Below are 26,650 nucleotides of genomic sequence, written 5' to 3'. Positions count from 1 at the left end.
CTGCGTTTATGAAGGGATTTTTGCATCAGCATTTTGATTATAATTTCTATTGCAATAAAAAGCTCATTGAGCAATGCACTGCTATGGAGAAGGTTCCTGAGAACTGTATAAAACTGTTCAGTCATATTCTAAATGCCCATCATATATGGAATCGCAGGATTGTGGGAAAACCGATTGAGTTTAGTGCTTGGCAAGAACATGAAATTGAAGATTGGGAGGACATTCACTATGAGAACCAGCGAACCTCCTTTGAAATTATAATCAATGCAGACGATTTTGCCAAGAGGATAGATTATGAAAATAGTGAGGAAAGAACCTTTGGTAACGAACTCAAGGATATCCTTTTTCATATAGTGAACCACTCCACGCACCATAGAGGTCAAATTTTGATGGATTTCAGAATAGCTGGAATTGAGCCCCAACCTTTAGATTATATTTTTTACAAAAGATAAATTTCGATAATGACTTCAAAAACAAAGTTCCAACTATCCTTTATGATGTTTTTAGAATTTTTCATCTGGGGAGGTTGGTTTGTTACCCTAGGTACTTTTCTAGGAGAAAACTTAAATGCTAGTGGTGGAGAAATAGCGAAAGCTTTTTCAACTCAATCATGGGGAGCTATTATAGCACCATTCATTATAGGCTTAATAGCAGATCGCTATTTTAATGCTGAACGAATTTTAGGTATTCTACATCTCCTTGGGGCATTTCTAATGTACCAAATGTATGGTATAGATGACTTTGCTGTTTTTTACCCTTATGTTTTAGGATATATGATTTTGTATATGCCGACCTTGGCCTTGGTAAATTCAATTTCTTTCAATCAGATGAAAGATCCGGCCAAGGAATTCTCTTTGGTTAGGGTATTTGGAACCATAGGATGGATTGTTGCTGGGTTGATTATTAGTTATGTGTTTCTTTGGGATTCACCGGAGGGAAGGTTAGATGGGATGTTAAAGAACACTTTTTTAATGGTGGCAATAGCCTCGGCTATTCTGGGACTTTTTAGCTTTACACTTCCAAAGACTCCTCCAAGAGTATCAAAAGATGAAAAAGTCAATATTTCAAGTTTATTGGGATTAGATGCCTTGAAACTTTTAAAGGATAGAAATTTTCTCATTTTCTTTATTGCTTCTGTCCTAATATGTATTCCATTGGCTTTTTATTATCAAAATGCCAATCCATTTCTTTCGGAAATTGGTGTAAGCAATCCAACGGGCAAAATGACCATAGGACAAATATCTGAAGTGCTTTTTATGCTTTTGTTGCCTTATTTCTTTAAAAAATATGGTTTTAAAAAAACTATTTTGGCTGGGATGCTAGCATGGACCATTCGCTATGTATTGTTTGCCTTTGGAAATCCAGGTGAGCTTGCCTTCATGCTAATTATTGGAATTGCACTGCACGGTATTTGCTACGACTTTTTCTTTGTATCTGGACAAATATATACGGACACCAAAGCTGGAGAGAAATATAAGAGTGCGGCCCAAGGTTTAATTACCCTTGCTACTTATGGCGTGGGAATGCTTATTGGGTTTTGGATAGCTGGAAAAATAACAGATACATATCTATTGGAAGACGCTACTCACATGTGGCAAACCATATGGATGTATCCTGCAGGATTTGCCTTGGTTGTTTTTCTACTGTTCGCTTTAGTTTTTAAAAATGAGAAAGTAGAATATAAAAATTGAACCAAATAAATAACTAACCAAATACATTTTGATGGAAAATATTAATAAGAATAGACTGTTTTTGGCTTCATGTGTCTCATTGATAGTTACTGCAATGACCTTTGCGTTAAGAGCTGGAATTATGGGAGAACTGAATGTTGAATTTGGATTCAATGACACCCAACTTGGATGGATGAATTCAATGGCGTTTTATGGATTCCCTGTATCAATGATAATAGGAGGGCTTATTTATCCAAAAATTGGCCCCAAACCCATATTATGGGTAGCTTTTATTTGCCACCTACTAGGCTTGATTCTTACAATTATAGCAAAGAGTTTTGTTCCATTACTGGTTTCCACATTTTTTATAGGCCTTGCCAACGGAGCAGTTGAAGCAGCCTGTAATCCTTTGATTGCAGACATGTATACCAAAAATAGGACTACAATGCTTAATAAATTCCATGTTTGGTTTCCAGGAGGGATTGTAATTGGGGCATTACTTGGGGAGTTAATGGGGAATATTGGACTGTCTTGGCAAATACAAATTGCCATAATGATTGTACCCACATTGCTGTATGGTTACCTAATATTAGGTCAAAAGTTCCCAAAGGCAGAGAATATAGAATCCGACATCAGTAAAAATGTCAAATCAATGTTCACTCCATTATTTATTTTCATGCTTATATGCATGGGATTAACGGCTACTACAGAATTAGGAACGGGTCAATTTATAGAAAGATTGCTGGGCCAGGCGGGGGCGCCACCACTTATTATTTTAGCCATTGTTACCGGATTAATGGCCGTGGGAAGGTATTTTGCAGGTCCGATTATTCATAAATTTAATCCAATTGGAGTACTATTTGGATCAGCAATAATTGCGTCTCTTGCTCTGTTTTTATTATCAAGCGCAACAGGTCCAATGGTATATGTTGCAGCTGTTTTGTTCTCATGTGGCGTTATGTATTTTTGGCCCACTATGATTGGATTTGTAAGTGAGTACAGCCATAAAACTGGAGCATTGGGAATGTCTATCATTGGCGGTTTTGGAATGTTGATTACAGGAATTTCCCTTCCAAAAATTGGTCAAATGCTGGACAAAGAAAGAACTCAGGCATTAGATTCAGGAGTTTCTACGGAGACAGCAGATTTAGTGGCCGGCCAAGCTACCTTGGGGAATATCATGTGGCTTCCAGTAATACTGATTGTTCTTTTCGGAATCCTATTTTTGATGAGAAATAAACTGGAAGAAAAAAGGTTAAAACAAGAACATTAAATCAAAAAAGAAAATTAATGCCAAAAAAAATTAGATTAGGAATAATTGGTGGGGGAGGTGATTCCCTTATCGGAGTGCTTCATAGAGTAGCCTCGTTCATTAACGACAATTATGAAATTGTAGGAGCCGTATTTAACCCAGATTATGAGCAAAATGTAGCTTTTGCCAAAGAAATTGATGTGCCTATCAATAGAATTTATAAAGATTTTGATACACTAGTTGAGGAAGAATTAAAACTTCCTGAAAATGAGCGTATTCAGGTCTGCTCGGTTTTAACGCCGAATTTCCTGCATTTTCCAATGGCCAAGAAGTTGTTAGATAATGGCTTTCATGTTATTTGCGAAAAGCCAATGACCATGGATTATGAGGAAGCAAAAACCCTTCAAGAGGCCCATAAGAATTCTGGAAAGGTGTTTGCCCTAACTCATACCTATACCGGTTACCCCATGGTAAGGCAAATGAGAGAGATGATTAAAAACGGGGAGTTGGGTAAAATCCATAAAGTGGATGCTAGATATTACCAAGGATGGATAAATACGGTAATCCATGATAAGGAAAAACGTTCTTCTGTTTGGCGTTTAGATCCTACAAAGGCAGGAATAAGTTCATGCATGGGAGATATTGGAGTCCATGCGTTTAACATGGTTGAATTTACGACAGGACTACAGGTTAAATCGTTGTTATGCGATTTTAATTACTTGTATGAAGACAATCAAATGGATGTAGATGGTACTGTTCTTATCAGAATGGATGAACATGTAAAAGGTGTAATTAGGTCTAGTCAAGTTGCTACAGGTGAAGAGAATGGTTTAGCCATTGCTATTTACGGTGAAAAAGGAGCGCTAAGATGGGAGCAAGAGAAGCCTAATTTCCTGTATAAAATGAGCGATACTGCCCCGGTTCAAGTATATAAACCAGGACACGCATATAACTCAGAACTCTCTTTGGGTGCATCAAAAATGCCACCTGGCCACCCAGAAGGTATTTTTGATTCTATGGCCAATATTTACCTGGGAGTAGCAAAAGCCATTAGAGGAGAAGAATACAATGATGGTGAATTCCCAACCATGGATGACGGCGTAAGAGGGATGAACTTTATTGAAGGTACAGTAGCCTCACACAAACAAGGTAATGTTTGGGTAGAAATGGATTAATTTGTTTTTCCCTAAACAAGATTTTAATGGCCGCTTATTGCGGCCATTATCTTTGAAAGACTTTCTCGAATCGTTCAAAAACAACGATCATACTTTCTAACGGGATTCTGTTAAACTCGGAAAGTTCTCTGGTATAATAATCCCAATGGGTCTTTTTCCAATGTTCTATGCTTTTATCTCCTTCACCTTCCAACCGTGCATGTTCAGAATGAATTGCAAAGTAGGGAACCAACTTTACTGAGGTGGTTCTGATAATGCATTTAGCTTTTCCAGACCAATCCGTTACCACAGCAAAATCTCCTATTTTGGGCAGTTCTTCTTTTCGTAATTGTAAAGCCAATAGCGAATGTGAGGTGGCACGTTTAACATCTTTACAAGCTAAGTCCGCACAGGTGTTAGCGTCTTTTTCGTTGTCACAAAAGTGTATCACTCTTGGAGCATCTTCAGAGGCAAACTCTAGATGGGCATCTAGAAAATCACCCCATAGATTTCGGGCAGAAGCGTTTTCCATAGTAGGTATTTAAGAAAATTTATGTTGATTAAATTGTTCTGCAGCATGATTGGCCGCTCTAGCAGTAAAAGCCATATAAGTCAGTGATGGGTTTACGCAGTTGGCAGAGGTCATAAAAGCACCATCTGTAACATATACGTTGGGGACATCATGAACTTGATTATGTTTGTTTAAGACAGATGTTTTAGGGTCTTTTCCCATGCGTGCACCTCCCATTTCGTGTATTCCTAAACCGGGACCGGTTTCAGTATCATAAGATTTAACATCTTTAAAGCCCGCAGCCTTTAGAATGGAAACAGCTTCTTCTTTTATGGCTTCCCGCATATGAAGTTCATTCTCTTTGAATTCAACATCAAAATCTAATTGAGGCAATCCCCATTTATCTTTTTTATCTGGACTCAAGGTTACTCGATTATCATGATGAGGTAGCATTTCACCAAACCCGGTCATACCAATTTCCCAGCCTCCAGGTTTTAGAATAGCGTCCTTGAGTGCTTTTCCATAACCCATTTCTGCTACCATATCGGACCAATGATTTCTGCTTGCTCCACCTTGATACCCAAAGCCTCGCAAAAACTTTTTTCTTTTGGTTTTTTCATCCAGGTTTACAAACCTTGGAATATAGAATCCATTTGGCCTTCTTCCTTTATAATATTTATCTAGATGGCCATCAACTTTTGCAGATGCTCCCAACTGGTAATGGTGATCCATGATATTACGGCCTAATTCATCATGATTGTTGCCCATACCATTGGGGAATGTTTTGGATTTTGATTGAAGCAAAATCCCCACAGAGGCCATTGCGGAAGCACACAAGAAAACTATTTTGCCTTTGAATTCAATTTTTTCTTGAGTTTCGGCATCAATTATTTTTACCCCTGTAGCCTTCTTTTCTTTTTCATCGTATACAACTTCATGAACTATGGAATTTGCACGTAATGTCATGTTGCCCGTGCGTTCAGCAGCAGGCAGGGTTGAAGAATTACTGCTAAAATAGCCTCCAAACGGGCACCCTCTCCAACATCTATTTCGATATTGGCAAGGCCCTCGACCTTCAAAAGCAGTTGTATTTTCAGTAATATGGGCAGCCCTTCCAATGGTCAAAACTCTACCATCTTCAAACTCAGATTCCATAGCGCTTTTCAGCTCTTTTTCCACACAGTTCAATTCCATTGGTGGCTGAAACTGGCCATCTGGCAATTGCTTAAGCCCTAATTTCTCGCCACTAACACCAATATAAGATTCTACTTTATCGTACCATGGGGAAATATCCTTATAACGTACCGGCCAATCTACCGCAATGCCTTCTTTTTTATTGGCTTCAAAATCAATATCGCTCCAACGATAACTTTGTCTCCCCCATGTTAGTGATCTGCCACCAACATGATATCCTCTTATCCAGTCAAACCGCTTGGTTTCTTGATAGGGGTGTTCCAAGTCATTAACAAAGAAATGTTTAACATCTTCCTTTGGGGCCCATCCCAGACGACGTTGCTTTGGGTATTTTTGTAATTCTTTATCACTCAATTCTCCTTTTAAGGGGTAATCCCAAGGATCATCATTCATAGTTTTATAGTCTTGAATATGCTTTACCATGGGTCCGCGCTCCAAAACCAATGTTTTGAGGCCATTTTCGCAAAGCTCTTTCGCTGCCCAGCCACCACTTATTCCAGTTCCAACAACAATGGCGTCATAAACTGTATTTTCATTCACTGTTCGGTTGTTTTTATTGTTAGCTAATCCCTATATTTATGTCTTTCTACAGAGAAAATAAGAACATCATAGTTTTTTTCTTAAATATAGGCGATAAATCCTAAAATGTTAAGGATTTATCAATTCTTAAAAATTGAATTAAATGAAAACAATTAAAGGACCTGCAGTATTTCTTGCACAATTTGTGGATAGTCAACCTCCATTCAACTCTTTGGATGGATTGTGCAAATGGGCTTCAGGCTTAGGGTATAAAGGAATTCAAATACCAACATGGGAATCATTCTTGATAGATTTGGACAAGGCAGCAGAAAGTCAAGACTATTGTGATGAGCTAAAAGGGAAAATAAACTCTTATGGATTGGAAATCACAGAACTTTCCACTCATTTGCAGGGACAACTGGTAGCGGTGAACCCAGCATATGATATTATGTTCGATAATTTTGCTCCGGATAAGGTAAAGAATAACCCTAAAGCACGAACAGAGTGGGCTATTGAAACAGTAAAAAAAGCAGCAACGGCAAGCCGAAGATTAGGAATAAAAGCTCACGCTACTTTTTCAGGAGCCTTACTTTGGCATACTGCGCATCCTTGGCCGCAAAGACCACCTGGACTGGTGGAAATGGGTTTTGAAGAGTTGGCCAAAAGATGGACGCCTATTTTAAATCATTTTGATAAAGAGGGAGTGGATGTTTGTTATGAGATTCATCCGGGGGAAGATTTACATGATGGTGATACTTTTGAACGTTTTCTTGAAGCCACAGGTAACCACAAAAGAGTAAACATTTTGTATGACCCTAGCCATTTTGTTTTACAACAATTGGATTATGTAACTTATATAGATCACTATCATGAATTTATAAAATCCTTTCACGTAAAGGATTCCGAATTCAATCCTACAGGAAAGAAAGGCTCATTTGGAGGATATAATGACTGGGGAGATCGTGCTGGACGTTATCGTTCCCTTGGAGATGGACAAATAGACTTTAAGACTATTTTTTCAAAATTAACGCAGTATGGCTGCGATGTTTGGGCAGTTATGGAATGGGAGTGCTGCATTAAAAGCCCTGAGCAGGGTGCACGAGAAGGCGCAAAATTCATTCAAGATCATATTATTGAAGCTACTACCAAAACGTTTGATGATTTTGCTGGAGCTGAAACAGATACTGACAAACTAAAAAAGATATTGGGATTATGAGGAAATTGGTTTTATTAACGGTATTAATGGTTGCTGTTGCTTGCAAGGAAAAACCTAAAGAGAGTGCTAAGGAAGCAGAGGAGATTGTGGAAACAAAAGTGCAAGAAGAAGAATCTGACTGGACCATTTTATTCGATGGATCTTCCTGGGATGGATGGCATATATATTCTGGAAGAGAGATAGAAGAAGCCTGGAGCTTGGAAGATGGTGCCATGCTCTTGAACAAAACTTCTGAACAACGAAAGGGAGGAGAGCGTTTCAATATTGTGACTGATAAGGAATATACCAATTTTGTACTTTCAGTAGAATGGATGGTATCCAGTGGAGCCAATAGTGGTATTATGTGGGGAGTGGCTGAAGGAGAAGAATACCCAGAACCTTATATTACAGGACCTGAGATTCAGGTATTGGACAATATTGATCACCCAGATGCCAAGAATGGGACCAGCCATCAAGCAGGAGCACTTTATGATATGGTATCGCCATCTCAAAATGTGGTAAAGCCAGTGGGGGAATGGAATCATTATTTAATATCCATTGATCATGAAGCCAATGAAGGCAGTGTGGTTTTAAATGGAGTTAAGATTGTGGAGTTTCCTGTAAATGGAGAAGCTTGGGACGCTATGGTGGCCAATTCTAAATTTGCTACTTGGGAAGCCTTCGGGAAGTTTAAAACAGGGAAAATTGCATTCCAAGATCATGGTGAGCCCATAGTGATTGGTTATAGAAATATTAAAATTAAAGAACTATAGTATGTCTAAATACTCATATACTTTTTTAGCATTATTTGTATTGGTTACAACTTTTGCTTTTGGTCAAGAAAAAGAACCAACCACGCCCGAAGCCACTGAGTTTTATGAACCAGTTCCACCAAGAGTCATCCCTGGAAAAAATAATGCCGCTCCAAGTGATGCTATTGTTCTTTTTGATGGTAAGGACTTTGATCAATGGATCAGAAGTGTAGATAGCACAGCGGTAAAATGGCATTTAAATGCTGATGGCAGCATGTCTGTAAATGACAAGACCGGAAACATCCAGACCAAAAATAATTTTGGGAGTATGCAACTCCATATAGAATGGAAATCACCTGCCGAAATCCAAAGGGAAGGACAGAATAGGGCAAATAGCGGAGTTTTTATACAACAACGTTATGAGATCCAAGTGTTGGACAATAATGATAACCCAACCTACACCAATGGGCAAGTTGGGTCTGTTTACAAACAAGCCGTTCCTCTGGCAATGGCTTCAGTGCCCACAGGAGAATGGAACACCTATGATATTATTTTTCATGCCCCAGAGTTTAGCCGAGGAGGAAATATTGTAAAACCAGCAACGGTCACACTATTGCACAATGGGGTTTTAATTCAAGATCATTTTATCATAGAAGGGACGATCAAGTATATAGGTTGGCCCAAATATGAGGCGCACGGAATGGCTCCAATAATGTTACAGGACCATGGGGACAATAGCAGAGTAAGCTACAGAAACATTTGGGTAAGAGAATTGGACTAAACTGTTTAATCACTTCAATACAGTTTTTCGTAACAAAGAGCTAAATACCTATTTTGGTTACCTTTGCCAAAATTTATCATTCTATATGATTCAATCCATGACTGGTTTTGGAAAGCACGTAGTGCAACTTCCTTCCAAAAAAATTACCATAGAACTTAAGTCGCTCAACAGTAAAAGCCTTGACATAAACGCTAGAATCCCACAATCCTATAGAGAAAAGGAATTGGAACTGCGGAAAATGATTGCTGATGAACTAATCCGTGGAAAGGTTGATTTTGGACTTTATTTAGAAATTACCGGAGAAGAGACTACTGCTGAGGTAAACCAAGGTGTGGTTAAAAAATACATGCAGCAGTTGGCCAATATTGCAAAAGGAGATGATGTAAAGTTGCTTGAAATGGCTTTGCGTATGCCGGATACCATGAAAACGGAAAAGGGCGATATTGACCCATCTGAATATGAAGCCATCAAAGGCGCAATGAAAAAAGCTCTTTCAGAAATCAGGACTTTCCGTAATGAAGAAGGACAGGTGTTGGAAAACGACTTTACAACTCGTTTAAAGAACTTAAATGCGCTACTTGAAGAAGTAAAGACAATGGACCCGGAACGTTTGGATACAGTGCGTGAACGTTTGGAAAAAGCCGTTGCTGATTTAAAAATTGAGTTGGACGCCAATCGTTTTGAACAAGAATTGATTTATTACTTGGAAAAGTATGACATTACTGAGGAAAAGGTACGCTTGGCAAATCATTTGGATTACTTTGAAACCACATTAAAATCTGCAGATTCCAATGGCAAAAAACTTGGTTTCATAGCTCAGGAAATAGGAAGGGAAATCAATACCATAGGATCAAAGGCCAATTACGCACCCATGCAACAATTGGTAGTTCAGATGAAGGATGAGCTTGAAAAGATTAAGGAGCAAATGCTTAATGTCTTATGAAAGAAGGAGGAAAGCTTATTATTTTTTCTGCCCCATCTGGCAGTGGAAAAACTACAATTGTTAGGCACCTGCTTAAACAACCTGAACTCAATCTGGCCTTCTCTGTTTCGGCCACTTCCCGACCCAGAAGAGGAGAGGAAAAGGATGGTGTCAATTATTACTTCATATCTATTCCTGAGTTTAAAGAACATATTAAAAATGAAGATTTCTTGGAATGGGAAGAAGTGTATAGAGACAATTTTTATGGGACATTAAAGACTGAAGTGGAACGTCTTTGGGCGGAAGGGAAAAATGTGATTTTTGATATTGATGTAGTAGGCGGACTTCGAATTAAAAAGAAGTTTCCTGAGGAGACCCTAGCAGTTTTTGTGAAGCCCCCAAGTGTTGATGAACTCAAAATAAGGCTAAAAAAACGCAGTACTGAAAGTGATGATAAAATAAATATGCGGGTTGCCAAAGCATCTGTGGAACTAGCTACTGCACCGCAATTTGATAAGGTTATCAAAAACTACGATTTGGATGTTGCGCTTAAGGAATCGCATAAACTGGTAGCAGATTTTGTTGGTGCAAAAATGCCAGATTCAAAGGAAAATTGAATAAATGAAAAAAGTAGGGCTATACTTTGGAACATTTAACCCTATCCATATTGGCCATTTGGCGATTGCCAATCATATGGTCGAGTTTTCAGATTTGGATGAGGTTTGGTTTGTCATTACACCTCAAAGTCCTTTTAAAACAAAGCAATCCCTATTGGATAATCATCATCGGTATCAGATGGTTTTTGAAGCAGTACAGGATTATCCCAAACTGAAACCCAGCAAAATAGAATTTGATTTACCGCAGCCCAATTATACCATTAATACCCTGCTACATTTAGAGGAACAATACGGCGAAGAATATGGATTCTCGCTTATTATGGGGGAAGATAATTTGAAAAGCTTTCATAAATGGAGGAATTATGAAGCCATTTTAGAGCATTATGCTATATACGTATATCCTAGAATTTCCAAAGGCAAGATGGAAAGTCAATTTGATGACCATTCAAAAGTTGTGAAGGTGGATGCACCGATAATGGAAATTTCGTCCACTTTTATACGCAGAGAACATAAGAAAGGAAAGAATGTTAAGCCACTTCTTCCAGCTTCTGTTTGGAAATATATGGATGAAATGAACTTTTACAGGTAAGTACTATTTTACTTCCGCTTGAAGCAAAACATCAGTAGCCAAATACTTTTCATCTTTGTTGTAATACCAAGCTCTTGTTTTAGGCATTTTTACCCCGTTTATTTCTTCCAATCCTTCTAGAAGAATATATTCACCATCGTTTTTACTTTCATCATGGTAAAACTGATATACTTCCATGGCATAAGTATTAGGGTCAAAATAAAAATACCACACATCTTTACCTACCTCCTCTTCATAATTTACTTTTAAAACAAGGTATTCTTTTCCTTTAAAAGTTTTGGTTTTCACGGTGCTATCGATAATTGTGCCAGGGTCTTTTAGCTTCATTGGCAATCCATACAAATAGGTATAGTAGTTTTGCATCATCTTGCCTCGTTCACAGGTTAACCTAAAGGCTTTTCTATCTTCATCAGATATTTCTGATGAGCCATTTAAGTTTGTGGTACATTCTTCCTTATCAAAAGCGTAGCCATAGACATCATTATCCTTTTGAATTTCCAATGAGAATTGCTGTTTTGGCAAATTCATTTTAATGATGCTTAAACGCTCACTGGAATTTGGACGGTTCATAAGAACCTTAAATGTCCCATTGAAATTTTCCCATTCATTGTTTGGATTATGGAACGCTATGGTTTTGTTCAACAATTCTTCAGCAGTAATGTTTTGCGCATAGAAGACATTGCTCCCAAGAAAAACTATGATTAAAAGAAGGTAACGCATAAAATGAACAGTGATAAGTTAATCTAGTCTTGTTTTTCTATTCGTGCCGGTTCTACGGTACTGTCATGTTCTACATAATATAGCTCTAAGAGCTCAAAAACAACTTCAACCAAATCTTTACTTTCTGTCAAAATGGAAAAGTACAGGGTAGTGTTTTTTGGACTTGATTCTTCTGTTCTGGTTCTGGCAACTTGGCGTTGAATTTTATCCGACATAAGCTCGAACAGTGCATTTTTATCTCCCAATGCATTTTCCACATCTTCAAATGTTCTATTCTCAAAAATTTGCTGTGTATCGGTGAATAATTTCTCAAGCCTAATATCTAACTCTTTAAGTTCTTTAATCTGGTTGTACTTTAACTTTTTATGATTATTGTGTACGTGTGTATGACTTACTTTGCCAATATATTCAAGTGATTGTGCAATGTCAGTAAGATGACCCAGAATATTGATGTAAAAATTACTTGCTCCTACATTTGCTTCATCAAGGTTTTTGATAAAAAAGAAAAGATTGTTTCTAAGATCTTCTATTTCTGAGGAAAGTTTGGCACCTTGTTTTTTATTCTTTTTTAAAAGATCTAAATCTTGTTTTGCCAACCCGTTTATAGAGTTGGTATAGATTTTATTGGTTCTTTTTATAACATTTGCAATATTACTGGCGCTTTCTTCAATAACTCCTTGTATTGAACTGCTTTCAGCCCTATTAAGAGTATCTTCTGCTTTCTGTTCTTTAACTTTTTTATTGTAGGCACTATAATTTCGAACCAATAGCAATATCGCCGTAAACAATAATATGGCAATTGCTGCTCCTTGGCCAAAGTTTATCAGCGTCAAAACCGTGCCAGCTGCAATAAAAGCAATTATTGCCGTACCAAACCATCCTCCAATAACGTTAAGGACGCCTGCAACTCTATACACTGCACTTTCTGCTCCCCATGCCCTATCGGCCAATGAGGTGCCCATGGCAACCATAAAAGTTACATAGGTTGTGGATAATGGCAGTTTGTAGGAGGTGGCTATAGAAATCAAAATTCCCGCAACCATAAGGTTTACGGCTGCCCTAACCATATCAAATGCTGGAAGTTTATGGGTTCTGTCCTGTGACAGTGCAATTATTGGCTTTTCAAATTGCCTGTCCATTTTTGCCTTTAGGCTTTTTGGTAATAGGCTCACTACATACTCAGAGGTTCTGGATGCAATTCTAACTAAACCTCTTGAAATAAAGTTAGGTTGAAACCGTTCCTTTGCTTCCCCTTCCCTAGAGAGGTTAATTTCGGTATCGGCAACGTAACGCGCTTTTTTTGAAAGCCATAATGTAGTCACCATGATAATACCTGAAACAAAAAGAAGTAAGGTAGGGGTAGGAACTTTCTTTGAAAGAACGTCCATACTAAATTCTGTAGCTGGAACTCCTGAAGCGACCCAAGCCTCATAACTTTGCCAAGCAGCTATGGGAACACCAATGAAGTTTACTAAATCGTTACCTGCAAAGGCAAGGGCAAGGGCAAAAGTGCCCACACCAATAATTACTTTATAGATATTGGTCTTGGTAAAATAAATCAATATGTATGAAAGAAATGACCACAACACAAAATTTACAATTATAATTGGAACAACCTCAGCTTCTAGAAAATCTTTGATTTTCATTCCACCGATAATGTCAAAGGTTTCGCTGGCATAAGGAGTTCCTTTGATTCCTTTCATCAGGATAAAGTAGGCTATTGAGGATAGTGCTATTCCACCGAACAGTGCACCGCTCCATTTGGCCTTTTTCTCAAAATTATAAGACATTAACAGCCTTGATATCCACTGAACAATAGCACCTATGGAAAAGGCAACAAAAACGGATAGTAAAATACCGGAAATAATCTGTACCGCCTTTGAAGTGTTAATATAGTTTACTACATCAGAAAAATCTCCATTGGCAGCACCAATCTTCAACAAAGACATAGCGACCGCAGCCCCCAGCAGCTCAAAAACAATTGATACCGTGGTAGAAGTGGGCAGTCCATGACTATTAAAAAAATCCAGTAACAGGATATCTGTAATCATCACAGCCATAAAGATGAACATGATTTCTTGAAAATAGAACTCACCAGGATTGAAGATACCTTTACGGGCAACTTCCATTAGACCACTTGAGAAAATAGCACCGCAAGCAATACCTATACTGGCAATAATCATTATAGATTTGAATGAAATCGCTTTGGAGCCAATAGCCGAATTCAAAAAATTAACTGCGTCATTACTGACTCCCACTACTAAATCGGCAATTGCCAAAACAGCTAGGGCGATAATCATTAGGAAGTAAATATTGTCCATAATAGTATTAAAAAATAGTTTTCAAATGTCTATACTTTGCTGATTTTCAATGTTATTTAAAAGTTATGTTTTCTTTTAAAAATGAACATCCATTTGTAATCGATACATCAATTCATCTGTGCCACCGTTAACGGAAAGATAACTTAAATCTGTTTGCACTTTAAGTTTATGGCCCAAAAGATATTTTGATAATCCAAGTGTGTATTGTGTTTCTGTATTTCTATTGGTGACATTATCAAAATTAATATTGGTGTATCTGCCAGATACTTCCCAATTACTTTTGAACAAATAACCAGTTTGAAGGTTTAATCCGTCACCCACAAGAACTAAATCTCCAGTTTCTGAACCATCAGAATTTTTGGCAATTGGGTCTTTGGCGTCTCTATGGGCATATTCTCCCATTAGCGAAAAACCATTGTATTTGAACATGGCATCCACAAAGGTTGTATTGATGGTAGTTTCATAAAAACCAACATCATTTGTCATATAAGAACCCAAATTACTCCTTGTCCTTACAGCATCTTGATTGGAATCGTAAGTAACTGCTAACAATAATTTTGAAGTTGCTTCCCGTTTAAGATCTGCACCGCTATAGTCTCCTTTGCTCTTAAATTTGCCAAATGGCAGTAACTCAATTCTTGCAGTGTATTGGTGTCCACCTAAGTTTCCAGTAGTTACGTTCCTTCCTTCTCCTTGTGAAAGGGCAAATTTTTCACGCACCAAAAATTTATCGGTTAGATTAAAATGATGCCTTAATTGAATGCCCATATCGCGATCAATATTGAACCTACTGTTTACCAAAGAACGATCCACCTGTTGTAAGTTTCCAGAGGAAATAACACGTTCAATATTGCCGGGAAGTTTTGTTTGCCCTACCCAAAGTTCAAAATTCTCATAAAAATTCCACATCACTACTGCGTCCAATATGTACCTAGGAGCATTGCTTGTAAACTCACTGGTTCCGGAAATATCTCGATTTGACAATCCCAATTCAAATTTATACCTAAGCTTTGGTGAATAGGCAAATCCATCAAATTTTAACCTTGCTCTACGAACAAGAAAATTTTGATCTGGGTTTTCAAAACCATTATCTGCTCCCTTATCCCATGTAGCTATACCTAAAAATTGCATGCGCATTGCAAATTTCATAGTCCATGTACTGTCTTTGCCAACAATATTTAGGAGACCTTTTCCAAACTTGGGAGCCTCAACTTGAGAATAGGAAGAAAAACAAAAGAAAGCGACCGCAATAACGGCCAGTAATTTTAATTTCATTTGATATTAGTTTTTGTCGAGTGCAAATAACTAATATCAATGTTAATTTAACGTTTGTTTTATGTTATGTTTGATAATGGCCACCCTGGCCAAGGTGGCCATACTTTAGATTTCAAAAGAATAGTCGACAAAAACTAATATATCCTGAAATCTGTTGTGCCTTAAGACAATAACAAAAATCCGATAGAAAAATCAATTTATTGTAACCTAAAGATTAATTTAAGTTTAAACTTAGGTGACCCATAAAGATTTTTGTTCAAGGTAATATTTGCTAATATGATGGGAAGCATTCATAAACTGTATATTGCACTTTAATATGCATTGGTTATGAATTGGGAACAATTACTTTCCTTAAAAAGACAAGGAGATACACATAAAAGGTTGCGAAAAGAACAAGAGGAGACCCGGCTGGGTTTTGAGGTTGATTATGATCGCATTATTTTCTCCTCCGCTTTCAGAAGTTTACAAGATAAAACACAAGTTATTCCTCTACCCATAAGTGTTGGTTCCAAAAAAGATTTTGTGCACACACGGCTTACACATAGTTTGGAAGTCTCAGTAGTTGGTAGGACGTTAGGACGGATTGCCGGACAGAAGATTTTATCAAAATACCCTTATTTAAATGAGGTTCATGGCTATCATTTTAATGATTTTGGCGCAATCGTAGCGGCAGCGGCACTAGCACATGATATAGGAAACCCTCCTTTTGGTCACAGTGGAGAAAAGGCAATCGGGAGCTATTTTGAAAGAGGGAACGGAAAAAAGTACAAAGCACTGCTATCCAATGAGGAATATCAAGATTTAATTGATTTTGAGGGGAACGCCAATGGATTTAAGTTACTAACGGAATCCAGAGAAGGTGTTCCGGGAGGGCTTCGTTTGAGCTACGCTACTTTAGGGGCATTTATGAAATATCCCAAAGCTTCATTACCTAAGAAACCTTCTAAACATATCGCAGATAAGAAGTTTGGGTTTTTTCAGTCTGAACAAGATTTTTTTATGGAAGTAGCGGACGAGATAGGACTGGTTGCCAATCCTAAAAATACAGGTGTTGGATTTTATAGGCATCCATTGACTTATTTGGTAGAAGCGGCGGACGATATCTGTTATACTATTATTGATTTTGAAGATGGAATTAATTTGGGACTTATTCCTGAAGAATATGCATTGGAGTATTTGATCAATTTGGTGAAGGAAAATATCAACACCAAAAAATATAATTCCATGAAGCAGTCCAGTGACCGGTTGAGTTATTTAAGGGCACTGGCCATAAATACTTTGATTATGGATGCTGTGGAAGTTTTTGAGGAGCATGAAACAGAAATTTTAGCTGGAAGCTTTGACTCTGCTTTACTGGATAAAGGAAAGTATAAAGCCCAAATAGACGACATTATTAAACTGAGCGTTGAGAAGGTTTATCAATCCATTGAAGTGGTTGATAAAGAATTAGCTGGATATAAAATCATTTCGGACATACTTGATGTTTACACGACTGCTTTGGTGAACAAAAAAGAAGGAGTCCATACCAATTATGATAAACTGCTGATACAAAGTTTGCCTGAAAATTATAAAAACACAGAAGCATCTATCTATAAAATTCTATTGGATACTTGTTGTTTTGTGGCGAGTCTATCTGACAGTGCTGCGGTACATATTCATAATAAACTAATGGGGAAACAGTTTTAGAAAGCATAAGTAAGCCCCACACCCAGGGATTGCTTAAACTGTATTCTGGCAACCCCAGGATCTATTATGGTTCCATCATCGGCGACCACCTCATCAAACTTAATATCATCATCATAAATGAGGTGTGTTCCAATATTGGCGTTAATATGATCATTTACCTTTAAATTGAAGGTGACTTCCCAATCCACATCTATATTACCAAAGCTTTTGAGGTAATCCGTATACAGGCTTAGCCGATGGTTCATAAACACATTTTTCAGCACTTCTTTCTCCCAAGTATTGGTAACAAGAAAACCAATCTCCATAAATACGTGTTCTCCTTCCTCAACACCAAATGCCCCTTGATTGGATAAATTTTCATCCAACACAAATGTTGCTTTTTGGGTAATTGGAGATATGTATAAATTGAATTTTTTTCCTTCTGGAATATATGAGGTTCCAGCTCCTAAAAAAAGATAACCTGGAGCCATAAACCTTGAAATTGGGGTAGTCCTGTTGGGGTACTTAAATCCATTGGAAAACTGTGTATTGAAAGTTGATTTAACCGAATAATACCAATTGGTAATAGTATCCTTTCTAAAACCAACGGTAGATGAGAGCCTGATCTGATCATCGGTCTTTCTAAGTTGCCTGCCCTCTTGGGCATTTAGACCGTACCGTAATCGTACTTCATTGTCCCAGTTTAGGTATCTAAACTTATAATTTCTAACAAAGCGCATATTTGCTAAGGCAGATACAGAGTTATCGCCACCTGCATTCCAGTTTACAAAAGCAACTTCGTTTACGTTGAGACCAAATTCGTTTACTTTATCCCAGAAAGATTGCGGCTTAAAGCGCTTGTACCATCTACTTAATGGCTTTACCCGATTTAATACAGTTCTCGGGTCGGTGAGTTTGGCACTCCTTGGTACATATTTGAGCTTTACATCCTTTATTCGGACTACTCTAAAGCCAGTATCGGTGCTGTCGGGCTCAAATACCTTTAGAAGATTTACTTGTGCTTGGGTAGAAAAAACAACAAGGAAAAGAATAGAAAAACAAATTAATCGCATTGGTCTAAGGTTGATTTAACGTAAGTTTTTAATGCATCAAAATCTATACCAGCTATTTGCTGTGTTTCTTGTATTGTTCCATGTTCAACAAACCTATCAGGCACACCAAAAATTTTAACAGGTTTTGAAATTTTTTCCTCATTTGAGAATTCTAAAATCGCAGACCCAAGGCCCCCTATTTTACAACCGTCCTCAACGGTGATGATATTTTCGTACTTCTGAAAAATAGTTTTTAGCAGTTTCTTGTCCAGAGGTTTTACAAAACGCATATCGTAATGCCCTATTGATTCAGGTTGCCCTAATTCTTCCAAGATCGTTGAGATTTCATTTCCAATATGACCCAAAGTTAGAACGGCGGTTTTAGAACCTTCCTTTAAACAACGAGCTGTGCCTATTTCAATATCATTAAATTGGTTTTTCCAGTCTAAATTCACGCCTCTTCCACGCGGATATCGAATTGCAATTGGAGAATCTAGACCATTTTGGCTGGTATACATTATGTTTCTAAGTTCCATTTCATTCATGGGGGCGAACACAATAAGATTGGGAACACATCGCAAATATGCTAGATCAAATACACCATGGTGTGTTGGACCATCTTGACCTACAAGGCCCGCCCTGTCCAAACAAAAAATTACTGACAGGTTTTGCAAGGCCACATCATGGATGACCTGGTCGTAGGCACGTTGTAAGAAGGTGGAGTAAATATTACAGAAAGGTACAAGTCCTTGAGTGGCCATTCCCGCGGCTAAGGTAACAGCATGTTGTTCCGCTATGCCTACATCAAAAGCTCTATCCGGAATTTCTTCCATCATATATTTTAAGGAACTTCCCGTAGGCATAGCCGGTGTAATGCCGATGATTTTTTTATTTTTTTTGGCCAACTCAACTAGGGTGTGGCCAAAAACATCCTGATATTTTGGAGGTTGTTCAGCATCTGATTTTTTAAGTTGCTCACCAGTATTTTTATCAAATTTTCCTGGGGCATGATAAACAACCTGATTTTCCTCAGCTTTTTTAAGGCCCTTTCCTTTTGTTGTTATAATGTGAAGAAGTTTAGGTCCATTGACCGCCTTTAATCTCTCAAGTTCCTTAACTAGGCCTATTACATTATGACCATCAATAGGACCTGTGTAGTTTAGATTGAGACATTCAAAAATATTTTCATCTTTAGCAGTACCTGCTTTTACATTGGTCAAGTATTTTTTTAATGCGCCAACACTTGGATCAATTCCAATAGCATTGTCATTTAGAACAATAAGGGCATTTACATCTGATACCCCCAGATGATTTAAGCCTTCAAAAGCCATTCCACTGGCTATGGAAGCATCTCCCACCACAGCAATGTGCTGTTTTGCAAGTGTTCCATTTAACTTGGATGCCATTGCCATTCCAAGAATAGCAGAAATTGCAGTGGAACTATGTCCTGTTCCAAAATCATCATATTCACTTTCACTTCTTTTTGGAAAGCCACTAATACCGTCCAATTGTCTATTGGTGTTAAAAACATCTTTTCTGCCAGTCAAAATTTTATGTCCATAGGCCTGATGACCCACATCCCATATCAATTTGTCATTAGGAGTATCAAAAACATAATGTAAAGCAATGGTAAGTTCCACCACTCCCAAACTAGCGCCTAAATGCCCTTCCTTTGTGGCAACAATATCGATGATGAATTCCCTTAATTCTTTTGCAAGTTGAGGTAACTTATCCAAGGATAATTTTTTAAGGGCTACAGGAGTGTTGATATGTTTAAGAAATGGTTTCTCCATTTTATGGAAATAATTTACAAAGCTACATCTTTTGAACTTTGACAATTGTTTTTATTGGCTTTACAACAAAGTTTTTAGAACGTAATTTTTCAACTTTATTTTTAGGGTTTAAATAATAACCCAATAAAAAACATGACAAACAATCTAAAAATTTGGGCACTGGCCCTAGTGTTAGCATTTGCCTCCTGTAGCAAGGATAGTGGGTCTGACAATAATCAAAGTGACCAAGCTATTGAAGAATTGGAAGAAACACCATTGCAAGCAAATGAAGTTGCCAATAATGTAGTTATTCAAGGCGGAACAAAGAATGATGGAACACCACCTACGCCAAACGAAGCAATTTCGTTGGACGTTTCGGCTTCAAGCAAAACGGCCTTGTTAGGAGAAGGTTTTGAAGTTTCTATTGATTCTGACGCCACTGTAACGGGGGCTTACCTTCAATTTAAAGCAAATGATGGAACCATGGCGGATAGTTATTATGATATTGATATCGATGCAAACTCCTCATCTTCTAAATCTTTAAAGAGGCTTATTGGTAAAAACCACAAAACCGCTTCATTTATTACCGCAAAGGAAAATGACGATACTTTAGATGTTGATTTCAATTCTAATATTGAACCAGGTACTTTCTGTTATGTAATCTGTGTGTACGATGCTGATGGTAATATTAGCGCACCGCAGGAAGTTTGCGTTACTGTTGAAAGCTGGGGAGGTAATTCGGAAATTGTTGGAACATGGAATATTGTAAAGGAAGTACAAGTATTTAATGGAGAATCGGAAGTAGTTTCTTTTCCTGGAGATGAGGACTGTGCAGAAGAAAGAGTTATAGAATGTGCTTCTCAGGAAACTCTTACGGCTAATGAATACTGTTATATTACTGTTTCTGGAAAACTGATTTTCAAGGATGATGGAACATTTGAGTATGAATTTTTAGATACTGAGAAACAACTTGACACAAATGCGTCGATTGAATCCTGTAGTGCTGTTTATGAGGAGTTTGAAGATGTAAATTCAGGAAATGGAAATTGGGCTTACCTTTTAGAAGAAGAAAAGTTTATTGCAATTCTTTATGAAGAGCAAATTATATATGATGGTGAAACAGAGAATTTTCAGTATGAGTCCGGAGACGGTGCATTATTTGTTGAAGATGGAAGTGGTTTAAGATTTGAAGATGATTACCTTGTATTTAGTATAGATGAAGGTAGTACTGATTCGTTTAAATCATTTTTTGAAAAAGAATAAAATACCTTAGTCATTAAGTAAAACCCTTTGCAAAAGCAGAGGGTTTTTTGTTTAAAATAACGGTAATAAGTACTATTGTATATTAAGTTTGAATATTACTATGGAAAACCCTTTTGACGACAACTACTTTATGAAAAAAGCCTTACAAGAGGCTGAAATAGCTTTTGAAAATGGGGAAGTTCCCGTGGGGGCGGTAGTGGTGGTTAAAGACAGAATTATTGGAAGAGCACATAATTTAACGGAACGATTAAAAGATGTAACAGCACATGCTGAGATGCAAGCCATTACTTCAGCTTCCAATTTTTTGGGAGGCAAATATCTTCATGAATGCACTTTGTATGTTACACTGGAACCTTGCCAAATGTGTGCGGGGGCGTTATATTGGAGTCAGATTTCAAGAATTGTATATGGAGCTGCAGATTTAGAAAGAGGTTTTAATGTGATTGGTGGACAACTACACCCAAAAACAGAGCTTGTTGGGGGTGTTCTGGAAAAAGAAGCTTCAGAATTATTGAAGCGATTTTTTATTCAAAGAAGGAATTTGAATTAAATAAAAAACCCTGATGAATCCATCAGGGTCTAATCAAATCAAAATAAAATATTGTTGTTAGATTACTTGCACTTGTGCAGCAACCACTCCTTTTCTTCCTTCTTCTTCTTGGTATTCTACTTTGTCACCTTCGTTCAATTCCACTCCGTTCAATGCCGTAACATGAACAAAAATGTCTTTTCCTGTGTCGTCGTTGGTAATAAACCCAAAACCTTTAGATCCATTAAAAAATTTTACTGTGCCAGTCATTAAATTAAGTAATTGTTAAAATACTAAAGTAGCATATTTTAAATATACCTAGGTGAAATAAGCTTTAAATCTTGTGAAAATTATTGATTTTCAGGGTTTTTCTGCTCTTTACCTTGCATTTTTTTAACGTTCTCGTTGGTTAACATATAATCTTTCATGCTTTTACCCTTGCTTTCTTTCATTAAAAAAAGAGGCATTGCTATAAGGAAAAGCCCTACAGTTCCAAATCCGATACATTTGTTTGCTGTAGCAGGATCATCTTCTTTAATTGTAAAACCATAAATAATTGAAGAGAAGGAAAGCAATACAATTAAAACGATTATATGTTTAAGTTTCAACTTCATCGGGTGTAGTTAATTAATTTTCTTCGGTATGCTGTCAGTAGTTTTGATTTGGAAATAAAGCCGATATATTTTCCTTCTTTGATGACCGGCAAGTTCCATGCGCCGCTATCCTGAAATTTTCGCATTACAATTTTCATGCTATCGGTATCATAGAAAATGTGTTCTGGCGGGGCATGCATTAAGTTCTTTACGTAAACGGAATTATAAAGGTCATTATCGAACATAAATTCACGGATATCGTCCAGAACTATAATACCCATCAATTTTTCTTCCTCATTTAAAACTGGAAAAATATTTCTTTTTGATTTTGAAACTGATTCGTGTAGCATGTTGCCAAGAGACATTTCTGGTCGAACTGGTTTAAAGTTTTTCTCTATGACATCATCCATTTCCATTAATCCCAGCACCATCTGGTCTTTATTGTGTGTTAAAACAGCTCCAATTTTTGCCAGTTCTTTGGTGTAGATGGTATAGTCCAATGCATTTTTGGTCATTAAATAAGATATGGAAGCGGTAATCATCAAGGGAACAAACAATTGATAGCCACCAGTGATTTCAGCAATTAAGAAAATGGCGGTTAAAGGAGCATGGATTACCCCTGCAATTAACCCTGCCATTCCAATGAGGGTGAAATTGCTTTCCGAAACCGCAAAGCCAAGCCCCAAGTTATTGATAACCTTGGCCAATACGTTGCCCAAAGCACTACCCATGACCATTGTTGGGATGAATATTCCGCCCGCACCACCGGCGGCAAATGTTGCGGTCATGGCAATGGCCTTAAATATGGTAATACCAAATAATAGGGCTATGACCACCCAAATATTGTTTGTGAAATCATCAAAAGGGGTTTTGCCCAAAGCTTTTAAATGATCGCCTTCCAACAAATTATTGATAAACCCAAAACCTTCCCCATATAATGGGGGAATTGCATATAGCATGACCCCAATGGCAATACCGCCAACCAGAAGTTTGTACTTAGGGCTTCTAAAGCGTTTGAACAATTCTAAAATTGCAAAATACATCTTGGTAAAATATATTGATGCGAATGCTGTGCCTACTCCCAATAAGATATAGAAAAGGGTATCCTTGAGTTGAAATCCTTCGGATAGTGAAAAGCTAAAAAGTACTTCGTTGCCCAAAAAGAAATAGGAAGTAAGTACGCCAGAAATTGAAGCCAAAAGCAACGGAAGCATGGAGAGCATCGTTAAATCCAATGTAAATACTTCCACGGCAAAAATTATGGCGGCAATGGGTGACTGGAATATAGATGAAATTGCTCCTGCGGATGCACAAGCAACTAAAAGTGAACGGGTTTTGGCATCTATGTGAAACAATCTACTAAGGTTAGAACTTAATGCGGACCCAGATTTAACTGCAGGACCTAGCAACCCAACAGACCCACCAAAACCAACTGTTAATGGCGCTGCAATCAAAGGAGTGTAGATGTCCTTTACATTTAGCAACCCACCTTTTTTTGAAAGTGAAAAGATGATGGAAGAAACTGCATGTTGAATGGGCTTTTTATGTACAAATTTTACATAGAGAAATACAAGGGCCAAACCAATAATTGGTAGAATAAAGTATAACTGGTTTTCAGAAAAAACTATTCCTTTTTCTAAAAGGGATTGAATAAAATAGGTGGTGTTTTTTAAAGTAACCGCAACCAACCCTGCCAAAAAGCCAACTACCAAGCTCATGATATGAACAAAGGTCCTATTGGAGATGTTTTTATATCTCCATTTAAGGAAACGTGTAAGTAAACTTTTCTTTTTGTTGGGCATGAGTGTGATGGTACACTTAAAAGTATTAAAAAATCCCGCTTAAGAGCGGGATTCAGAAATATCTTATACATCTAGCTTTAAACGAAGCTCTTTTAATTGTTCATCATCAATAGTGGCGGGAGCATCAATCATAACATCTCTACCACTGTTGTTTTTAGGGAAGGCAATAAAATCTCTAATGGTTTCCTGTCCGCCTAAAATAGAAACTAATCTGTCTAGACCGAAAGCAATTCCACCATGGGGAGGTGCCCCGTACTGAAAGGCATCCATTAAGAATCCGAATTGTGCCTTGGCTTCTTCTGGAGTAAAACCTAAATGTTTAAACATGGTAGCCTGAATGTCCTTATCATGTATACGAATAGAACCACCTCCAATTTCATTTCCGTTCAATACAAGGTCATAGGCGTTGGCCTTTACTGCACCGGGATTGGTTTCCAGAAGTTCCATTTGTCCTGGTTTAGGAGAGGTAAATGGATGGTGCATGGCATGGTAGGCACCTGTTTCTTCATCTAATTCCAATAATGGAAAGTCTATCACCCATAATGGGGCAAATTCATCAGGTTTCCTTAGACCTAAACGTTCCGCCAACTCCATACGCAATGCACTTAGCTGTGCTCTTGTCTCATTGGTATCGCCAGAAAGCACACAGATTAGATCTCCTTTCTTGGCCTTGGTGACTTCTGCCCACTTGGCCAAATCCTCTTGATCATAAAATTTATCAACTGAAGATTTATAAGTGCCATCATCATTGCATTTTACATAGATCATACCTTTGGCGCCTACTTGCGGTCTTCTGACCCAATCAATAAGCTTGTCAATTTCTTTTCGGGTATAGGTAGCTCCACCAGGGACAGTAATTCCAACTACTAACTCAGCTGAGTTAAATACATTAAAATCTTTATGTTGGGCAACTGCATTTAATTCCCCAAATTCCATTCCAAAACGAATATCTGGCTTGTCATTACCATAGAGCCGCATAGCGTCATCAAAAGTCATTCTTGGAAAATCTTCTGAATCTATCCCATGAACTTCCTTGAGCAAATGCTTGGTTAATCCTTCAAAAGCATTTAAAATATCCTCTTGTTCCACGAAGGCCATTTCGCAATCTATCTGCGTAAATTCAGGTTGCCTGTCGGCCCTTAGGTCCTCATCCCTAAAGCACTTAACAATCTGAAAATACTTGTCCATTCCACCAACCATAAGCAATTGCTTAAAGGTTTGCGGGGATTGGGGTAGGGCATAAAACTGGCCTTCATTCATCCTACTTGGAACTACAAAATCCCTAGCACCTTCCGGGGTGGACTTTATCAAATAAGGTGTTTCAACTTCAATAAATTCCTGGTCAGAAAGATATTTGCGAACCTCCATGGTTACTTTGTGCCTAAAGATGAGATTATCCTTCACTGGATTTCTACGGATATCCAGATAGCGATATTTCATACGGATATCTTCACCACCATCCGTATCATCTTCAATAGTAAAAGGGGGCAAAATAGATTCATTCAATATTTGAAGTTCGGTTACAAGCACTTCTATATCTCCTGTTGGGATATTAGGATTTTTAGAGGCTCTTTCAATTACCTGACCTTTAATCTGTATAACCGTTTCTCTACCTAATTCTTTTGCTTTTTCTAAAAGGGTTGTTGTTGTACGGTCTTGGTCAAGTACCAGTTGTGTAATGCCATAACGATCACGAAGATCAATCCAAATCACAAAGCCTTTATCTCTTACTTTATGAACCCAACCACTTAAGACTACTTCTTTATTTATATGTGATGCTCTTAAGTCACCACAGGTGTTACTTCTATACATGATTTCTATCTGAGCGGCAAATTTAATAGGATTGTAAATATATATCGCTAGATATATAGATTTTTCTGATGGGCTTTAAACTTTGGAGGTGCTATTGAAAAACAGGAGATATGGAAATGATAAGATAATCTCAATCCATAGCACACAGCATATTTCAGTGATTATTTCTTCATAAATGAGAAAAGTTTTTTTATTAAATGATTGAATTATAGACTCTTACATGTTTAATGTAAATTTAATGTTACTAAAATATGTATTTAATGTAAAATAATATGTACATTTATGTCGTTAAGATCATAGATTAATTCCACAAAATCCATATCATATGAAGAAAGCAATATTTTTGATGGCAGTCGTGTTTTCAGTTGGGATGTATTCACAGAGTATAGAGCCTACTTTGGAGAAAGTGGGTGAAATGGTTAAGGCTACATATTTTCACGAAAACGGTCAGATAGCTCAAGTTGGGCATTACTTGGAAGGTAAATTACATGGACAATGGTTTATGTATAACTTAGAGGGCAATAAAATTGCCTCTGGAAAATACATTAATGGTACTAAATCTGGTAAGTGGTTCTTTTGGGAAGGAGAGATTTTGAAAGAAGTTGATTATTCGGATAATCGTATTGTTGATGTAAAAAATTGGAACCAATCACAAGTAGTGACTACTAATAAGTGATTCAAAAAAAAACT

25 protein-coding genes are annotated in these 26,650 nt (G+C 37.5%); 14 read left to right on the top strand and 11 right to left on the bottom strand.

What is annotated here, in order from left to right:
• Nucleotides 1-8: 8 nt before the first annotated feature.
• Genes LV704_RS07620 through LV704_RS07605 form a run of 4 tightly spaced genes read left to right on the top strand, consistent with a single transcriptional unit; the run spans nt 9 to nt 4,097 of the window.
• On the top strand, nt 9-452 hold the full coding sequence (locus LV704_RS07620; protein WP_163420958.1) for a DinB family protein: 444 nt from the start codon (nt 9-11) through the stop codon (nt 450-452).
• 9 nt (nt 453-461) lie between these two features.
• Nucleotides 462-1,691 carry a nucleoside permease gene (locus LV704_RS07615; protein ID WP_163420959.1) on the top strand — a complete coding sequence of 410 codons (1,230 nt, stop codon included), beginning with the start codon at nt 462-464 and terminating at the stop codon, nt 1,689-1,691.
• Between the two features lie 31 nt (nt 1,692-1,722).
• Nucleotides 1,723-2,943 (top strand): sugar MFS transporter, encoded by a 1,221-nt coding sequence (locus LV704_RS07610; RefSeq protein WP_163420960.1) that lies wholly within the window; start codon nt 1,723-1,725, stop codon nt 2,941-2,943.
• Nucleotides 2,944-2,960: 17 nt separating this feature from the next.
• The gene (locus LV704_RS07605) at nt 2,961-4,097 is read left to right on the top strand and encodes a Gfo/Idh/MocA family protein (RefSeq protein WP_163420961.1); all 1,137 of its coding nucleotides are present in this window, start codon (nt 2,961-2,963) and stop codon (nt 4,095-4,097) included.
• 46 nt (nt 4,098-4,143) lie between these two features.
• Here LV704_RS07605 and LV704_RS07600 read toward each other — a convergent pair whose 3' ends face one another.
• Together LV704_RS07600 and LV704_RS07595 are read right to left on the bottom strand one after the other, a co-directional pair.
• Nucleotides 4,144-4,608: an ASCH domain-containing protein gene (locus LV704_RS07600; protein WP_163420962.1), complete on the bottom strand. Its 465-nt coding sequence runs from the start codon at nt 4,606-4,608 to the stop codon at nt 4,144-4,146.
• 9 nt (nt 4,609-4,617) lie between these two features.
• Nucleotides 4,618-6,321 carry a GMC oxidoreductase gene (locus LV704_RS07595; RefSeq protein WP_163420963.1) on the bottom strand — a complete coding sequence of 568 codons (1,704 nt, stop codon included), beginning with the start codon at nt 6,319-6,321 and terminating at the stop codon, nt 4,618-4,620.
• A gap of 142 nt (nt 6,322-6,463) precedes the next feature.
• On the opposite strand from LV704_RS07595, the gene LV704_RS07590 reads away from it, so the two are divergent.
• The 6 genes from LV704_RS07590 to nadD all read left to right on the top strand — a co-directional run bounded on the left by LV704_RS07590 (nt 6,464) and on the right by nadD (nt 11,156).
• Nucleotides 6,464-7,516 carry a sugar phosphate isomerase/epimerase gene (locus LV704_RS07590; protein ID WP_163420964.1) on the top strand — a complete coding sequence of 351 codons (1,053 nt, stop codon included), beginning with the start codon at nt 6,464-6,466 and terminating at the stop codon, nt 7,514-7,516.
• Nucleotides 7,513-8,268, top strand: coding sequence for a DUF1080 domain-containing protein (locus tag LV704_RS07585; RefSeq protein ID WP_163420965.1), 756 nt, complete (start codon nt 7,513-7,515; stop codon nt 8,266-8,268). Before LV704_RS07590 ends, LV704_RS07585 begins: the two co-directional genes overlap by 4 nt.
• Nucleotide 8,269: 1 nt before the next feature.
• Complete coding sequence (locus LV704_RS07580; protein ID WP_163420966.1) at nt 8,270-9,028, top strand: DUF1080 domain-containing protein; 759 nt, start codon at nt 8,270-8,272, stop codon at nt 9,026-9,028.
• Between the two features lie 85 nt (nt 9,029-9,113).
• Complete coding sequence (locus LV704_RS07575; RefSeq protein ID WP_163420967.1) at nt 9,114-9,971, top strand: YicC/YloC family endoribonuclease; 858 nt, start codon at nt 9,114-9,116, stop codon at nt 9,969-9,971.
• On the top strand, nt 9,968-10,567 hold the full coding sequence (gene gmk / locus LV704_RS07570; protein ID WP_163420968.1) for a guanylate kinase: 600 nt from the start codon (nt 9,968-9,970) through the stop codon (nt 10,565-10,567). Before LV704_RS07575 ends, gmk begins: the two co-directional genes overlap by 4 nt.
• A 4-nt stretch (nt 10,568-10,571) precedes the next feature.
• Nucleotides 10,572-11,156 carry a nicotinate (nicotinamide) nucleotide adenylyltransferase gene (nadD, locus tag LV704_RS07565; protein WP_163420969.1) on the top strand — a complete coding sequence of 195 codons (585 nt, stop codon included), beginning with the start codon at nt 10,572-10,574 and terminating at the stop codon, nt 11,154-11,156.
• A 3-nt stretch (nt 11,157-11,159) separates the two neighbouring features.
• Here the strand turns inward: nadD and LV704_RS07560 are convergent, their stop codons facing one another.
• The 3 genes from LV704_RS07560 to LV704_RS07550 form a co-directional block, all read right to left on the bottom strand.
• Nucleotides 11,160-11,876: a DUF6503 family protein gene (locus LV704_RS07560; protein ID WP_163420970.1), complete on the bottom strand. Its 717-nt coding sequence runs from the start codon at nt 11,874-11,876 to the stop codon at nt 11,160-11,162.
• 23 nt (nt 11,877-11,899) lie between these two features.
• Nucleotides 11,900-14,197, bottom strand: coding sequence for an inorganic phosphate transporter (locus tag LV704_RS07555; protein ID WP_163420971.1), 2,298 nt, complete (start codon nt 14,195-14,197; stop codon nt 11,900-11,902).
• A gap of 75 nt (nt 14,198-14,272) precedes the next feature.
• On the bottom strand, nt 14,273-15,472 hold the full coding sequence (locus LV704_RS07550; protein WP_163420972.1) for a porin: 1,200 nt from the start codon (nt 15,470-15,472) through the stop codon (nt 14,273-14,275).
• Nucleotides 15,473-15,799: 327 nt separating this feature from the next.
• On the opposite strand from LV704_RS07550, the gene dgt reads away from it, so the two are divergent.
• The gene (gene dgt, locus LV704_RS07545; RefSeq protein ID WP_163420973.1) at nt 15,800-17,158 is read left to right on the top strand and encodes a dGTP triphosphohydrolase; all 1,359 of its coding nucleotides are present in this window, start codon (nt 15,800-15,802) and stop codon (nt 17,156-17,158) included.
• Here dgt and LV704_RS07540 read toward each other — a convergent pair.
• The gene (locus tag LV704_RS07540; protein WP_163420974.1) at nt 17,155-18,210 is read right to left on the bottom strand and encodes a DUF3078 domain-containing protein; all 1,056 of its coding nucleotides are present in this window, start codon (nt 18,208-18,210) and stop codon (nt 17,155-17,157) included. The two genes, dgt and LV704_RS07540, sit on opposite strands and share 4 nt — an antisense overlap.
• Nucleotides 18,201-19,982, bottom strand: coding sequence for a 1-deoxy-D-xylulose-5-phosphate synthase (gene dxs, locus LV704_RS07535; protein WP_163420975.1), 1,782 nt, complete (start codon nt 19,980-19,982; stop codon nt 18,201-18,203). Before dxs ends, LV704_RS07540 begins: the two co-directional genes overlap by 10 nt.
• 132 nt (nt 19,983-20,114) lie before the next feature.
• Between dxs and LV704_RS07530 the strand changes: the two genes are divergently transcribed.
• Together LV704_RS07530 and LV704_RS07525 are read left to right on the top strand one after the other, a co-directional pair.
• Entirely contained in the window at nt 20,115-21,224 is a 1,110-nt protein-coding gene (locus LV704_RS07530) for a hypothetical protein (RefSeq protein WP_163420976.1), read from the top strand.
• Nucleotides 21,225-21,324: 100 nt separating this feature from the next.
• Nucleotides 21,325-21,774: a nucleoside deaminase gene (locus tag LV704_RS07525; protein ID WP_163420977.1), complete on the top strand. Its 450-nt coding sequence runs from the start codon at nt 21,325-21,327 to the stop codon at nt 21,772-21,774.
• A 57-nt stretch (nt 21,775-21,831) separates the two neighbouring features.
• Here LV704_RS07525 and LV704_RS07520 read toward each other — a convergent pair whose 3' ends face one another.
• The 4 genes from LV704_RS07520 to aspS all read right to left on the bottom strand — a co-directional run bounded on the left by LV704_RS07520 (nt 21,832) and on the right by aspS (nt 25,960).
• Nucleotides 21,832-22,023: a cold-shock protein gene (locus LV704_RS07520; RefSeq protein WP_163420978.1), complete on the bottom strand. Its 192-nt coding sequence runs from the start codon at nt 22,021-22,023 to the stop codon at nt 21,832-21,834.
• An 80-nt stretch (nt 22,024-22,103) separates the two neighbouring features.
• Nucleotides 22,104-22,367, bottom strand: coding sequence for a hypothetical protein (locus tag LV704_RS07515; RefSeq protein ID WP_163420979.1), 264 nt, complete (start codon nt 22,365-22,367; stop codon nt 22,104-22,106).
• Entirely contained in the window at nt 22,364-24,148 is a 1,785-nt protein-coding gene (locus tag LV704_RS07510) for a chloride channel protein (protein WP_163420980.1), read from the bottom strand. Before LV704_RS07510 ends, LV704_RS07515 begins: the two co-directional genes overlap by 4 nt.
• Nucleotides 24,149-24,211: 63 nt before the next feature.
• Nucleotides 24,212-25,960 (bottom strand): aspartate--tRNA ligase, encoded by a 1,749-nt coding sequence (gene aspS / locus LV704_RS07505; protein ID WP_163420981.1) that lies wholly within the window; start codon nt 25,958-25,960, stop codon nt 24,212-24,214.
• A 325-nt stretch (nt 25,961-26,285) separates the two neighbouring features.
• On the opposite strand from aspS, the gene LV704_RS07500 reads away from it, so the two are divergent.
• Nucleotides 26,286-26,636, top strand: coding sequence for a toxin-antitoxin system YwqK family antitoxin (locus tag LV704_RS07500; protein ID WP_163420982.1), 351 nt, complete (start codon nt 26,286-26,288; stop codon nt 26,634-26,636).
• The last annotated feature ends 14 nt before the right edge of the window (nt 26,637-26,650 follow it).

The sequence above is a fragment of the Flagellimonas sp. CMM7 genome (genome assembly GCF_021390195.1).
Lineage (GTDB): Bacteria > Bacteroidota > Bacteroidia > Flavobacteriales > Flavobacteriaceae > Flagellimonas.
The sequence above is the reverse complement of the archived record's forward strand: the minus strand, read 5'-3'. Positions and strand labels throughout refer to the sequence as shown.

Excerpts from the sequence above, each read along its gene's own strand:
- nadD (WP_163420969.1), top strand. The coding sequence starts at position 10,572 with ATGAAAAAAGTAGGGCTATACTTTGGAACATTTAACCCTATCCATATT.
- LV704_RS07530 (WP_163420976.1), top strand. The coding sequence starts at position 20,115 with ATGACAAACAATCTAAAAATTTGGGCACTGGCCCTAGTGTTAGCATTT.
- LV704_RS07520 (WP_163420978.1), bottom strand. The coding sequence starts at position 22,023 with ATGACTGGCACAGTAAAATTTTTTAATGGATCTAAAGGTTTTGGGTTT.
- LV704_RS07585 (WP_163420965.1), top strand. The coding sequence starts at position 7,513 with ATGAGGAAATTGGTTTTATTAACGGTATTAATGGTTGCTGTTGCTTGC.
- dgt (WP_163420973.1), top strand. The coding sequence starts at position 15,800 with ATGAATTGGGAACAATTACTTTCCTTAAAAAGACAAGGAGATACACAT.
- LV704_RS07590 (WP_163420964.1), top strand. The coding sequence starts at position 6,464 with ATGAAAACAATTAAAGGACCTGCAGTATTTCTTGCACAATTTGTGGAT.
- dxs (WP_163420975.1), bottom strand. The coding sequence starts at position 19,982 with ATGGAGAAACCATTTCTTAAACATATCAACACTCCTGTAGCCCTTAAA.
- gmk (WP_163420968.1), top strand. The coding sequence starts at position 9,968 with ATGAAAGAAGGAGGAAAGCTTATTATTTTTTCTGCCCCATCTGGCAGT.
- LV704_RS07510 (WP_163420980.1), bottom strand. The coding sequence starts at position 24,148 with ATGCCCAACAAAAAGAAAAGTTTACTTACACGTTTCCTTAAATGGAGA.
- LV704_RS07540 (WP_163420974.1), bottom strand. The coding sequence starts at position 18,210 with ATGCGATTAATTTGTTTTTCTATTCTTTTCCTTGTTGTTTTTTCTACC.
- LV704_RS07580 (WP_163420966.1), top strand. The coding sequence starts at position 8,270 with ATGTCTAAATACTCATATACTTTTTTAGCATTATTTGTATTGGTTACA.
- LV704_RS07610 (WP_163420960.1), top strand. The coding sequence starts at position 1,723 with ATGGAAAATATTAATAAGAATAGACTGTTTTTGGCTTCATGTGTCTCA.
- LV704_RS07500 (WP_163420982.1), top strand. The coding sequence starts at position 26,286 with ATGAAGAAAGCAATATTTTTGATGGCAGTCGTGTTTTCAGTTGGGATG.
- LV704_RS07515 (WP_163420979.1), bottom strand. The coding sequence starts at position 22,367 with ATGAAGTTGAAACTTAAACATATAATCGTTTTAATTGTATTGCTTTCC.
- LV704_RS07605 (WP_163420961.1), top strand. The coding sequence starts at position 2,961 with ATGCCAAAAAAAATTAGATTAGGAATAATTGGTGGGGGAGGTGATTCC.
- LV704_RS07560 (WP_163420970.1), bottom strand. The coding sequence starts at position 11,876 with ATGCGTTACCTTCTTTTAATCATAGTTTTTCTTGGGAGCAATGTCTTC.
- LV704_RS07555 (WP_163420971.1), bottom strand. The coding sequence starts at position 14,197 with ATGGACAATATTTACTTCCTAATGATTATCGCCCTAGCTGTTTTGGCA.
- aspS (WP_163420981.1), bottom strand. The coding sequence starts at position 25,960 with ATGTATAGAAGTAACACCTGTGGTGACTTAAGAGCATCACATATAAAT.
- LV704_RS07600 (WP_163420962.1), bottom strand. The coding sequence starts at position 4,608 with ATGGAAAACGCTTCTGCCCGAAATCTATGGGGTGATTTTCTAGATGCC.
- LV704_RS07575 (WP_163420967.1), top strand. The coding sequence starts at position 9,114 with ATGATTCAATCCATGACTGGTTTTGGAAAGCACGTAGTGCAACTTCCT.
- LV704_RS07615 (WP_163420959.1), top strand. The coding sequence starts at position 462 with ATGACTTCAAAAACAAAGTTCCAACTATCCTTTATGATGTTTTTAGAA.
- LV704_RS07550 (WP_163420972.1), bottom strand. The coding sequence starts at position 15,472 with ATGAAATTAAAATTACTGGCCGTTATTGCGGTCGCTTTCTTTTGTTTT.
- LV704_RS07525 (WP_163420977.1), top strand. The coding sequence starts at position 21,325 with ATGGAAAACCCTTTTGACGACAACTACTTTATGAAAAAAGCCTTACAA.
- LV704_RS07620 (WP_163420958.1), top strand. The coding sequence starts at position 9 with ATGAAGGGATTTTTGCATCAGCATTTTGATTATAATTTCTATTGCAAT.